This is a genomic window from uncultured Metabacillus sp. (assembly GCF_947503125.1).
Classification (GTDB): Bacteria; Bacillota; Bacilli; order Bacillales; family Bacillaceae; genus Metabacillus.
The window spans coordinates 1-11,996 of sequence record NZ_CANNCR010000091.1; the positions used below are offsets into that span (position 1 = coordinate 1).

Below are 11,996 nucleotides of genomic sequence, written 5' to 3' on the forward strand. Positions count from 1 at the left end.
TAAAGTACACCTTCTATTCCTGTTCGCCTTATGCTTGTCGCCGATAGGCAGGCGCCTTGCGCTTTTTTTAATATTTAGAGTAATAAAAACCGTAAGGTTTATTCTGAAAAGAAATATAGGAAATTTTTCTAGAAAGAGAAGCCATAAGTAAAAGGACAATCGGCAAATAGCCGATTGCTTTACTTTCACTTCTACTCCAAGAGAGGTAAAATAATATTGTGCTAAATAACTCCCATCCTAAAGATTATGCTCTAAAAAATTTAATACAAAGTAAGGAATCTTTCGTTTAGCAATCTCAATATAACGTAAGATGAATGGATAATCATCACTTGAAGCACCTAATAGAAGCTCATACCACCATTCGGTTTCATATCTTGAAATCATGCTTAAATTATATAACAATAAATAATGGACTAAGAGCTCAGGGAGATTTAGCAATATTTCCCGTGAGTTTGGAAGATAGAAACAATCTTCCTCCAAGTGATAAGAAAAAGGTGCACAATGAAAATTTGCAATTGAAATCTTGTTCAGCAGCAAACAATCGTTATGTCCTGATTCAGTAGTGTTAAATTTATACTTTTCTTCAAGATATTCAGCCAATCGTGTTAAAGACATATGAAAACATTGCGCTATGTTCTCTGAAAGCACAAGCCGGCCCTGATTTGTTTTAAGTTTAATAAAATGTTCCTTTGAATGATGAAAGAAAAATACCTCATTCATTTCCGCAATTTGCTTTAATAATAACTCCATTGAATATTTTTCAGCATCAAGATGATTAATTTGAAATAATTTATTTGCTACATGAGAAAAAAGGCCATTTCGTTGTATTTTAATTTCATCTTTTAAAAAATGATATTGTTGCTTTTTGCGCTTCCTACTAGAGACACCATGTGCAAGAACAGAGGATGTGGACGGGTACTCAGGATCGATAACAATAAGGCATGCTTTAATTAATTGTGATATACCGTAAAATAACAGCATTGGTTGAATTGTGTATGGCGATTGACCCGCTTGTAAGAAAAAATTTTCGCCATGCTTTAGAAAATAAACAAACCTGTAGCCATTTTCATATGATAGTCCACTTGCATTTTCAAAAGAAAGTTTTTTATAACATTTTTCCAGTTTTTTTTGAACCGTTTCCGTTGAATGATAAGATAGTAAGCGTTCCCAAAATGATGACGTCATAAATTGTACACTCCATTTACTGAATTCTAAATATTTAAACTCTTTTCTCCTTCCTTGACAGCCGTTATGACTGTTGATAATCTACTAATAATATTTTGCCGAAAAAAGGGGGATTTACTATGTGGGAACAAAAATTTTCTAAAGAAGGCTTAACATTTGATGATGTATTATTAGTACCAGCTAAATCAGAGGTATTGCCAAGGGATGTTGACTTAAGTGTACAGCTGACTCCTAGCTTAAAACTTAATATTCCAATCATAAGTGCTGGTATGGACACTGTAACAGAGGCAGAACTTGCTATTGCGATTGCAAGACAAGGTGGATTAGGTGTTATTCATAAAAATATGTCAATTGAACAGCAAGCAGAGCAGGTTGATAAAGTAAAAAGATCTGAAAGAGGCGTTATTACGGATCCATTTTTTTTAACTCCGGAACATCAAGTTTATGATGCCGAGCATTTAATGGGCAAATATAGAATTTCTGGTGTTCCAGTTGTAAATAACCTTGAGGAACAAAAGCTAGTTGGAATCATTACAAATCGTGATATGCGTTTTATTCAAGATTACTCAATTAAAATCAATGATGTTATGACAAAAGAGAACCTTGTGACAGCGGGTGTAGGGACCACTTTAAAAGACGCAGAGAGCATTTTACAAAAACATAAAATTGAAAAGCTGCCGCTTGTAGATGAAAATGGCGTTTTAAAAGGCTTAATTACAATCAAAGATATTGAAAAAGTCATTGAGTTCCCGAATTCAGCAAAAGATGCTCACGGTCGTTTGATTGTTGCTGCCGCTGTAGGGGTTACTGCTGATACAATGGTTCGCGTGAAAAAGCTAGTAGAAGCGAATGTTGATGCAATCGTAGTAGACACAGCGCATGGCCATTCTAAAGGCGTTTTAGAGACGGTTAGAATGATCCGTAATGAATACCCTGATTTAAATATTGTTGCTGGAAATGTGGCAACTGCAGAAGCGACAAAGGCACTAATCGATGCGGGAGCTAATGTGGTTAAAGTCGGAATTGGACCTGGTTCAATATGTACAACAAGGGTTGTAGCAGGTGTTGGTGTTCCACAAATCACAGCTGTGTATGACTGTGCTACAGAAGCTAGAAAGCACGGTATTTCCATAATTGCAGACGGAGGAATTAAGTACTCTGGTGATATGGTAAAAGCTATTGCAGCTGGCGGCCACGCTGTTATGCTCGGAAGCCTTCTTGCTGGGACATCTGAAAGCCCAGGGGAAACAGAAATTTTCCAAGGACGCCGTTTTAAAGTATACCGAGGAATGGGTTCAGTTGGTGCAATGGAAAAGGGCAGTAAGGATCGTTATTTCCAAGAAGATAATAAAAAATTCGTTCCAGAAGGAATTGAAGGCAGAACGCCTTATAAAGGACCATTATCAGAAACCATTTATCAGCTAGTAGGCGGTATTCGTTCTGGTATGGGTTATTGCGGAACAAAAAATCTTGAAGAATTAAGAGAAAACACACAATTTATCCGTATGACTGGTGCAGGATTAAAGGAAAGTCATCCACATGATGTACAAATTACAAAAGAAGCACCAAATTACTCACTATAATCTCCCAAGTATGACAAAAACTTCGTGAATTATGACAGAACTTTAACAATTGACAGAGACTTGTACTCTGTCTATTTTTTTTTGAATTTGTATGATAAAATCTATCTTGTTGTTTTAAAAATGAAAAGAAAAAATAATGTTCTAGTAAAAATAAACAGATGTTTTTAACTATAGATATATTAAATTTGGAGGTATCACATTGATCAGTAAAAAATTTAAGAGGTTGTTCGCCGTTCTATTTGCGTTCACATTTATTGTTTCTGCGTTTTCCCCTTTCACAACGGTTAGTGCTGCAGAGGAGCCGATTACAATTAATGCAAGCTCTGCCATTATCATAGAGGAATCGACTGGAACCATCCTTTATGGGAAAAATATTGATGAAAAGCTTCCTGTCGCTAGTATGGCAAAGGTTATGACAGAGTATTTAGTACTTGAAGCAATTAAAGATGGAAAGATTAAGTGGGAGCAAACCTATACTCCGAGTGAGTATGTCTATAAAATCTCACAAAATGGCGACTTATCAAATGTTCCGTTAAGACAAGACGGCTCTTATACTGTTCAGGAATTATATGAAGCCATGGCAATTTATTCTGCTAATGGTGCAGCTATTGCCTTAGCTGAAATCATTGCTGGTTCTGAAACGGCTTTTGTAAAACAAATGAATGAAAAAGCAAAGGCGTTAGGTCTAACAAACTATGAATTTGTTAATGCAACAGGCTTAGAAAATAAAGATCTGCTAGGGATGCATCCAGATGGTACAAGTGCCGATGCAGAAAACCGTTTATCTGCCCGTGATATGGCTTTGCTTTCTCAAAAATTAATTAATGACTTCCCAGAGGTTTTAGATACAGCCAGTACTCCTAAAAAAGTATTTAGAGAAGGCACAGATGATGCTACTAATATGCCGAACTGGAACTGGATGCTTCCAGGTTTAGTTTATGAGTATGAAGGCGTAGATGGATTAAAGACAGGTTCTACTACCAATGCAGGATCATGTTTTACAGCAACTGCTGAACGTAATGGAATGCGCGTTATTTCAGTCGTGATGAACGCACAAGGTAAATCATTGCATGAATCACGATTTGTCGAAACGGAAAAAATGCTGAATTATGCTTTCAACAATTTTTCAGTAAAAGAAGTTTTCCCTGCTAATTATCAAATAAAATCACAATCTACTATCCCTGTTGTAAAGGGTAAGGAAGATCAAGTTTCAATTCATACTAAAGAAGCTATTAATCTTGTTGTGAAAAATGGTGAAGAAAATGCGTACAAACCAACGTTCCAGCTTGATCAAAAACAGCTAACAAAAAAAGGAGAGCTGACTGCTCCTGTTAAGAAAGATCAAAAGGTTGGTACCATGGTTGTCAGCTATCAAGGTAATGGAAGTTCTTTAGGTTTTGTTGATAAAAATAAATCACCTCAAGTAGATGTTGTTACGAAAGAGGCAGTTGAAAAAGCAAACTGGTTTGTCCTATCAATGAGAGGCGTTGGCGGCTTCTTCAGCGGTTTATGGGGCACGATTACAGATACAGTTAAAGGTTGGTTTTAATGAAAGGCTCCTATTATGGAGCCTTTTTTATAATATCAGAATTTATATATTTTCTTAACATAGCTTGCGTTTCTGAATCTAGCTCCAGGCGCCATCGGCGAAGCACAGGACGTGCAAGTGCAGTCAAGAGATAAGGCCGCCCTAGTTTTTGACTGCCTCTAGGGTCTAGTCAAACAGGAATTGAAGGTAAAGAACACCTTCTATTCCTGTTCGCCTTATGCTTGTCGACGAATGCTAAGCGCCTTGCGCTTTTCTTATATAGAATTTGTGTGTGTTCTCTATCATATATAAGGAATTGGAAATCTTAAGTATATGAAAAAAATGATTGAATAGTGTATGATTTAGGAATTGTTTTACTAATTGTATTAATTTTGATAGGATTTTTTTAAAAGTTAGGATAAAATATAGCGTAGATGAATTTTAAACAACACTATAACAAATCCTATTAAAGGAAATTACATAAGGGGGACTAACATAATGAGTAATACAACAGGTACTGACCGCGTTAAACGAGGTATGGCAGAGATGCAAAAAGGCGGCGTCATTATGGACGTTGTCAACGCAGAGCAAGCGAAAATTGCAGAGGAAGCCGGTGCGGTAGCAGTAATGGCACTTGAGCGTGTTCCTGCTGATATTCGTGCTGCTGGCGGTGTAGCAAGAATGGCTGATCCTACAATCGTAGAAGAAGTGATGAATGCTGTATCCATTCCAGTAATGGCAAAAGCACGTATCGGTCATATCGTTGAAGCACGTGTATTAGAAGCAATGGGTGTAGACTACATTGACGAAAGTGAAGTATTAACACCTGCTGATGAAGAATTCCATCTGTTAAAAAGTGACTTCACTGTTCCATTTGTTTGCGGCTGTCGTGACTTAGGTGAAGCGACTCGTCGTATCGCTGAAGGTGCATCGATGCTTCGTACAAAAGGTGAACCTGGTACAGGTAACATTGTTGAAGCTGTTCGTCATATGCGTAAAGTGAATGCGCAAATTCGTAAAGTTGCAGCGATGAGTGAAGATGAATTAATGACGGAAGCAAAAAATCTTGGTGCACCATTTGAACTTCTTCTTCAAATTAAAAAAGAAGGAAAATTGCCAGTCGTTAACTTTGCAGCTGGCGGTGTAGCAACTCCAGCAGATGCTGCATTAATGATGCAACTTGGAGCAGATGGCGTATTCGTTGGTTCAGGGATCTTCAAATCTGAAAATCCGGCTAAATTTGCTCGTTCAATTGTAGAAGCAACAACACATTATCAAGACTATGAACTAATTGCTCAGCTTTCAAAAGGTCTTGGAAGTGCTATGCAAGGAATTGAAATTTCAAGCCTTTTACCAGAGCAAAGAATGCAAGAGCGTGGTTGGTAATAAAAAGGAGTTTTTAACATGCTAAAAATCGGTGTTTTAGGCCTGCAAGGGGCTGTAAGAGAACATATTCGCTCTGTTGAGGCATGTGATGCTGAAGGGATCGTCATTAAGACTGTAGAACAGCTTGATGAAGTGGATGGTTTAATTATCCCAGGCGGAGAAAGCACAACAATGCGTCGTTTAATTGATAAGTACAACTTTATGGAGCCTTTAAAGAATTTTGCTGCTGCTGGAAAGCCGATGTTTGGCACATGTGCTGGATTAATTTTACTTGCCAAAAACATTGTTGGAAACAGCGAGCCTCATTTAGGGCTATTAGATGCAACCGTTGAACGTAATTCCTTTGGCCGTCAAAAAGACAGCTTTGAGGCGGAATTAATGATTACAGGTGTCGGTGAGGACTTTGTAGGTGTATTTATCCGGGCACCGCATATTGTTGAGGTAGGAGAAGATGTTGAAATCCTGGCGAAACATAACGGACGAATTGTTGCAGCACGTCAAGGACAGTTCCTCGGATGCTCATTCCACCCGGAATTAACGGATGATCATCGTATGACGCAATTATTTATAAATATGGTAAAAGAATCAAAATAGACGTATAAAAAGCTTGCAGGTGCTGTAAACTTGTAGTAAATTTATGATTACTAAAATGTATATGTTAACGTGATGATAGGAACTAGTAGCAGGATCTTCTATCTGCAGAGAGCCGATACTTGGTGGAAATCGGTGATAGATGCTTGTGAATCCATCCTTGAATGAATGGCTGAACAGGGTTTTAACACTAACTAGGCGATTCCGGCTATGACCGTTATTCATTAAGTGAAAAATGCGTTATGTATTTTTAACTAGGGTGGCAACGCGGGTAACTCTCGTCCCTTTTTGGGGACGGGAGTTTTTTATTTTATTCTAGTTATATTAAAGCTCATTGTTGATTTTTCAACTAATCAACACAAAATTATTTGAGCTATTTTATAATAAATGACAAAGGAGAATGAAGCATGTTAGATATTAGGTATTTGCGTGCGAATTTTGAAGAAGTAAAAGAAAAGTTATCAAAACGCGGCGAAGATTTAACGGATTTCGGAAAATTTGAGGAATTGGATAAAAAGAGGAGAGAGCTCATTGCATCTACTGAAGAACTCAAAAGCAAACGAAATGATGTTTCATCTCAAATTGCGCAATTAAAAAGAGAAAAGCAAGATGCTGATCATTTAATTAAAGCAATGAAAGAGGTAGGAGAAGAGATTAAAGTTCTTGATGACCAATTGCGTGAGGTTGAAGCGGAATTAGATCAATTGCTTTTATCAATTCCAAATATTCCACATGAGAGTGTGCCGATTGGTGATACTGAAGATGATAATATTGAAGTCCGCAAATGGGGCGAATTGCCAAAGTTTGATTTCGAACCAAAACCGCATTGGGACATTGCAGATGGGCTAAAGATATTGGATTTCGAACGAGCTGCAAAGGTAACAGGAAGTCGTTTCGTTTTTTATCGCGGATTAGGTGCAAGATTGGAAAGAGCGCTTTTTAACTTTATGCTTGATCTTCATATCGAGGAGCATGGATATACAGAAATTTTGCCGCCATTTATTGTAAACCGCGACAGTATGACTGGGACTGGTCAATTACCAAAGTTTGAAGAGGATGCTTTTAAAATTGCAGGTGAGGATTACTTTTTAATTCCTACTGCTGAGGTACCGGTAACCAATTTGCATCGGGAGGAAATTTTAAATGTTGAACAGCTTCCAATTTGCTATGCGGCATTTAGTGCAAATTTCCGTTCGGAAGCAGGGTCTGCAGGAAGGGATACGAGAGGATTAATTCGTCAGCATCAATTCAATAAGGTTGAGCTAGTCCGCTTTGTTAAACCTGAAGACTCTTATGAGGAGCTTGAAAAGCTTACAGGACACGCTGAAAAGGTTCTTCAGCTACTAGGATTGCCATACAGGGTTTTAAGCATGTGTACGGCCGATCTAGGCTTCACAGCAGCTAAAAAATATGACCTTGAAGTTTGGATTCCTAGCTACGGAACATACCGGGAAATTTCTTCTTGTAGTAATTTTGAAGCATTCCAGGCACGTCGTGCAAACATTCGCTTCAGACGTGATGCGAAAGCCAAGGTTGAACATGTTCATACCTTAAATGGATCAGGATTAGCGATCGGAAGAACGGTAGCCGCCATTTTAGAAAACTATCAACAAGAAGATGGATCAGTTATTATTCCAGAAGTTTTAAGACCATATATGGGAAATAAAGAGCGAATCAGTATTCAGTAATAAAACGAATTGATCGAAACAGGGAGTTTTGATTCATTAAAAAACTCCTTGTTTCAATCTGTATAAAGCTATTCTATCGCGAGCATGCTAATTAATAGAAAAAGTTTTTAATTTTTTTTACGAAATTGTTGACAAGCATAATAGTATATGATAAATTAAATCTTGTCGAAACGGAGGAATACCCAAGTCCGGCTGAAGGGATCGGTCTTGAAAACCGACAGGGGTGTCAAAGCCCGCGGGGGTTCGAATCCCCCTTCCTCCTCCATAATTTAAACCATTATCTCATATTTAGCGCATAAAATATGGGGATTGATACAATCGTTACATTTGTAGTAACGATTTTTTTATGTCCTTTTTTAAAAATATCAGAATTTATATATTTTCTTAACATAGCTTGCGTTTCTGAATCTAGCTCAAGCGCCTAGCCCCTCTAGGGTCTAGCCACTCATGAATTGAAGGCAAAGAACGCCTTCTATTCATGAGCGTCTTATTTGCCCTAGGCTGATCAAGGCGCTTGCGCTTTTCAATTTTAACGTAATCCTTGCAGTTGAAAGTCTCGCTTTATTTTTTTAATAACCTCGATTGCTCGATAAAATACCCAATTCGCTCAATAATCAGTTCGATAGTTTGTTCATTTTTCATGATATCATAGTCGTTAATATTCACTCGTAAAACAGGGCAAGCATTAAAGTTATTAATCCAATTTTCATAGCGGCGGTGCATTTCCTCCCAATATTCAACAGGGGTTTGCTGTTCCATTGGTCTGCCTCGTAATTTTATTCTTTCTAAAATATCATCTAAGCTTCCCTCAAGATAGATAAGAAGGTCCGGGTGTGGGAAATAAGGTGTCATCACCATTGCTTCAAAAAGATTTGTATACGTTTCGTAATCAACTGCTGACATTGTGCCTTTTTCATAATGCATTTTGGCGAAGATGCCCGTATCTTCATAAATAGATCGATCCTGTATAAATCCTCCGCCATATTCAAATATTTTCTTCTGTTCTTTAAAACGTTCAGCAAGGAAATAGATTTGCAAGTGAAAGCTCCAGCGTTCAAAATCAGCGTAAAACTTATCTAAATAAGGATTTGAATCAACTTTTTCGAAAGAGGTCTTGAAATTCAACGCGTTCGCTAGTGCATTTGTCATTGTTGATTTTCCTACACCAACAGTACCGGCAATTGTAATAACCGAGTTGTGTGGAATGTTATATTTATCTAGTAGTTTCATTTGAGCTGGCTCCTTTTTGAAAATGCTGATCTAATTGTTTGAAGATCCTGGTTAAATCATGTTTGTTTTTAACAAAATCTAAAGAGTCACCATTAAGTCTAATAACAGGTATAGAAGGGTGATTCTTTTCCCATTCAATCATTGCTATTTCATAGTCTACTGAAAGCTGCAAGAGATACTCTGGATCAATATTGCGCTCAATTTCTCGTCCTCTTGCTGCAATACGGGTAAGCAATGTTGGAAGACTTGCGTGTAAATAGATGATTAAGCTAGGTGTAGGCATATCTGCTGTTAATATTTCGTAGATTTTTACATATTTATCGTATTGTTCTTTTTTTAATGTACGCTTGGCAAAGATAAGATTTTTATAAATATGATAATCCGCTACCACAGGTTTATTCTTCTGAAGATATTGTTTTGTAATATCTTCCAATTGTTTATATCGGTTGCAAAGAAAAAACATCTCGGTTTGGAAACTCCATTCTTCAATGTTCATATAAAATTTCCCTAGAAATGGATTTTCTTCTACTACTTCTTTTAATAAATGAAATTGATAATGGTCAGCTATTGCTTTCGATAATGACGTTTTACCAACGCCGATTGGGCCCTCTACAGTAATAAAGGGTGTCTTCATAATGGTCCTCCTTTAAACTGAAACACCTTTCCTTTAAAAATTGACAAAGTTCATTTTACCACAGCCATTTCTATTTTAGAGCAACCATCGAAGAGAATACATTTATTCCCAACAATTGAATGGAAATTGAAAAAAGAGATCTGAAAAATCAGATCCCCATTAGTTATTTCTTTTCAATTTCAAAATTATCTGCAAGCAGCAGCCAATTCTGTGGAAAAGCTAAACCAAGCTTCCAATAGCTTATGCCTCGCAAATTAAGTTCTTTAATCAGATTAAATTTCGCTTGAATCGATCGTGCGTCCTCAAACCAAACCTCATGCTCTTTCCTATTATTATCTCTGTAATTAAAGTGGGGAGCTTGTGCTTCAACATCATATTGAATCCGTACATTATGTTGGCTTGCTAGTTGTATCGCCTGTTGAGGGCTTATCGCTTTTGCGAATGGCCCTCCTTGAACAAATGGTAACGTCCAGTCATAACCGTACAGGTTTTGCCCCATCATAATTTTGCGGCTAGGCATTTCTGATATGGCATATTCGAGTACCTCTCTAACAGGATTAATAGGAGAAACCGCCATCGGGGGACCGCCGCTATATCCCCATTCATAGGTCATGATGACAACAAAATCAACAATTTGTCCATGAGCTTTATAATCATGTGCCTCATACCAACGACCCTTTTGATCGGCACTTGTTTTAGGTGCCAATGCTGTAGAGAGCAGCCAGCCTTCCTGGCTAAATCTGTTTTTAGCCCTTCGTAGAAATTGATTGTATGCTTCCCGGTCCTGCGGTCTTAAGTACTCCATGTCAAAATGAATATCACGGAAGCCGTATTTTTTAGCAGTTGTCACAATATTACTTAAAAGCTTATTTTGTATGTCCATATTTGTTAAGACAATTCGGCCGAGTTCATCACTAAATTGATCATTTTCAAGATTGGTGATCGCCATCATTAAGGTGACGCCGTTTTGTCTGGCGATTTGCGGGAAGTTATTTAATAAAGGTTCTTTTAACGTTCCGTCCCTTTGAATTTGAAAACTAAATGGACCAAGATAGGTTAGATAGGGTGCTGCATCACGTGCAGCCTGTTCAAGATTTGGAGATACACTAGTACCTCTAGGCTCAACATATGCATTGGATTCAACTGATCTTTGTCTTCTGACCGGGATGTATAACCGCAATCCGATTGAAAGCGGCTGGTTCATTTGAATATTATTGACTCTTGCTAATTCAGCAGGGGAGATTCCAAATCTTTGACCAATGCTATATAAACTATCACCCTGACGGACCCAATAAAATCTTCCTTGAATCGGAATGACAATCGCTTGACCTACGACAAGATTATTCGGATTAGGCAGTTCATTTGCACGAACAATCTCTTGTACCGTCGTACTGTAGGCTTGAGCAATGCCATTCAAATTTTGTCCTTGCTGGACAATATGTATTTGCATGTTTGTCCTCCTTAGCATACGTTTTTGTACATCATATGTAGAGAGAACGGATCACATGTTAGTTTAATTTATATATTTTCACTATTTACAATTTTGGCTTTTAACGTATGTTTCATCATTTTTAAAGCAAACATATTGTCCTCCTCTTCATTAGAGGCGATGCAATCTGCAGGAATGGTGATCTGATATCCTCTCATATAAGCATCATTTGCTGTAAATAAAACACATATGTTTCCTGCGATACCCGTTATAATGACTTCTTTTATCTGTAAGTTATAAAGCAGTGTGTTTAAAGCTGTTCCGAAAAAAGCCGAGTGTTTAGGTTTAATCAAGAAAAATTCATCATCCTCAGGATATATCGTATGGATAATCTTTTCACTTAAGTTGTTTTTACACTTATCAGCAATTTTTTGATAATCCGCCTGCCATAGGTCATAATGGTCGTTCACATAAATAATTGGAACGCCAATTGTTTTTAGTTTCTTTTTTAAGGCGAAAATATTAAGGGAGATATCCTCAGCTTGTTTTGCTAAAATAGGACCATGATCGAACTGAAAATTATTAATCATATCTATAATAAGAAGTGCTTGGTTTGAGTGTTCCATCTGAACCTCCTTTATGAATTAGAGTGAACAGAATAGTAAAATATGGTAGTGTCAAAAGTTCTATGAAAACTCAATAGGTGGGTAGTCGCTTTTCCATTTATTTGGTGGAAAGGCCA

General features: G+C 37.4%; 10 protein-coding genes, 1 tRNA gene and 1 other annotated feature. Of the genes, 6 read left to right on the plus strand and 5 right to left on the minus strand.

Features of this window, described 5'->3' with window-relative positions; genetic code table 11:
- Nucleotides 1-237 precede the first annotated feature (237 nt).
- Nucleotides 238-1,185 carry a YaaC family protein gene (locus tag Q1B07_RS24915; protein ID WP_299095013.1) on the minus strand — a complete coding sequence of 316 codons (948 nt, stop codon included), beginning with the start codon at nt 1,183-1,185 and terminating at the stop codon, nt 238-240.
- 119 nt (nt 1,186-1,304) lie between these two features.
- Here Q1B07_RS24915 and guaB point away from each other — a divergent pair, with 119 nt between their 5' ends.
- The 6 genes from guaB to Q1B07_RS24945 all read left to right on the plus strand — a co-directional run bounded on the left by guaB (nt 1,305) and on the right by Q1B07_RS24945 (nt 8,226).
- Complete coding sequence (gene guaB, locus Q1B07_RS24920; protein WP_299095011.1) at nt 1,305-2,768, plus strand: IMP dehydrogenase; 1,464 nt, start codon at nt 1,305-1,307, stop codon at nt 2,766-2,768.
- A gap of 253 nt (nt 2,769-3,021) precedes the next feature.
- Nucleotides 3,022-4,317, plus strand: coding sequence for a D-alanyl-D-alanine carboxypeptidase family protein (locus Q1B07_RS24925; protein WP_299095018.1), 1,296 nt, complete (start codon nt 3,022-3,024; stop codon nt 4,315-4,317).
- A 477-nt stretch (nt 4,318-4,794) separates the two neighbouring features.
- Nucleotides 4,795-5,682: a pyridoxal 5'-phosphate synthase lyase subunit PdxS gene (gene pdxS / locus Q1B07_RS24930; RefSeq protein ID WP_299095009.1), complete on the plus strand. Its 888-nt coding sequence runs from the start codon at nt 4,795-4,797 to the stop codon at nt 5,680-5,682.
- An 18-nt stretch (nt 5,683-5,700) separates the two neighbouring features.
- Nucleotides 5,701-6,276: a pyridoxal 5'-phosphate synthase glutaminase subunit PdxT gene (pdxT, locus tag Q1B07_RS24935; protein WP_299095007.1), complete on the plus strand. Its 576-nt coding sequence runs from the start codon at nt 5,701-5,703 to the stop codon at nt 6,274-6,276.
- Nucleotides 6,277-6,339: 63 nt separating this feature from the next.
- Nucleotides 6,340-6,562: a binding site (T-box leader), on the plus strand.
- 118 nt (nt 6,563-6,680) lie between these two features.
- Nucleotides 6,681-7,961, plus strand: coding sequence for a serine--tRNA ligase (gene serS / locus Q1B07_RS24940; RefSeq protein ID WP_299095005.1), 1,281 nt, complete (start codon nt 6,681-6,683; stop codon nt 7,959-7,961).
- Between the two features lie 172 nt (nt 7,962-8,133).
- Nucleotides 8,134-8,226 (plus strand) — tRNA-Ser (locus tag Q1B07_RS24945).
- A gap of 296 nt (nt 8,227-8,522) precedes the next feature.
- Here the strand turns inward: Q1B07_RS24945 and Q1B07_RS24950 are convergent.
- From Q1B07_RS24950 to Q1B07_RS24965, 4 genes are all read right to left on the minus strand, one after another.
- Nucleotides 8,523-9,191: a deoxynucleoside kinase gene (locus Q1B07_RS24950; protein ID WP_299095003.1), complete on the minus strand. Its 669-nt coding sequence runs from the start codon at nt 9,189-9,191 to the stop codon at nt 8,523-8,525.
- A complete protein-coding gene (locus Q1B07_RS24955; RefSeq protein ID WP_299095015.1) occupies nt 9,175-9,828 on the minus strand; it encodes a deoxynucleoside kinase in 654 nt (217 codons plus the stop codon). The genes Q1B07_RS24950 and Q1B07_RS24955 overlap by 17 nt, the downstream gene beginning before the upstream one ends.
- A 160-nt stretch (nt 9,829-9,988) precedes the next feature.
- Complete coding sequence (locus tag Q1B07_RS24960; protein ID WP_299095001.1) at nt 9,989-11,275, minus strand: glycoside hydrolase family 18 protein; 1,287 nt, start codon at nt 11,273-11,275, stop codon at nt 9,989-9,991.
- A gap of 68 nt (nt 11,276-11,343) precedes the next feature.
- Complete coding sequence (locus Q1B07_RS24965) at nt 11,344-11,880, minus strand: isochorismatase family cysteine hydrolase (protein ID WP_299094998.1); 537 nt, start codon at nt 11,878-11,880, stop codon at nt 11,344-11,346.
- Nucleotides 11,881-11,996: the final 116 nt, after the last annotated feature.

Bases quoted from the DNA above. Each gene is read 5' to 3' on its own strand.
- Q1B07_RS24915 (WP_299095013.1), bottom strand. From the start codon at position 1,185: ATGACGTCATCATTTTGGGAACGCTTACTATCTTATCATTCAACGGAA.
- guaB (WP_299095011.1), top strand. From the start codon at position 1,305: ATGTGGGAACAAAAATTTTCTAAAGAAGGCTTAACATTTGATGATGTA.
- pdxS (WP_299095009.1), top strand. From the start codon at position 4,795: ATGAGTAATACAACAGGTACTGACCGCGTTAAACGAGGTATGGCAGAG.
- pdxT (WP_299095007.1), top strand. From the start codon at position 5,701: ATGCTAAAAATCGGTGTTTTAGGCCTGCAAGGGGCTGTAAGAGAACAT.
- serS (WP_299095005.1), top strand. From the start codon at position 6,681: ATGTTAGATATTAGGTATTTGCGTGCGAATTTTGAAGAAGTAAAAGAA.
- Q1B07_RS24950 (WP_299095003.1), bottom strand. From the start codon at position 9,191: ATGAAACTACTAGATAAATATAACATTCCACACAACTCGGTTATTACA.
- Q1B07_RS24960 (WP_299095001.1), bottom strand. From the start codon at position 11,275: ATGCAAATACATATTGTCCAGCAAGGACAAAATTTGAATGGCATTGCT.
- Q1B07_RS24965 (WP_299094998.1), bottom strand. From the start codon at position 11,880: ATGGAACACTCAAACCAAGCACTTCTTATTATAGATATGATTAATAAT.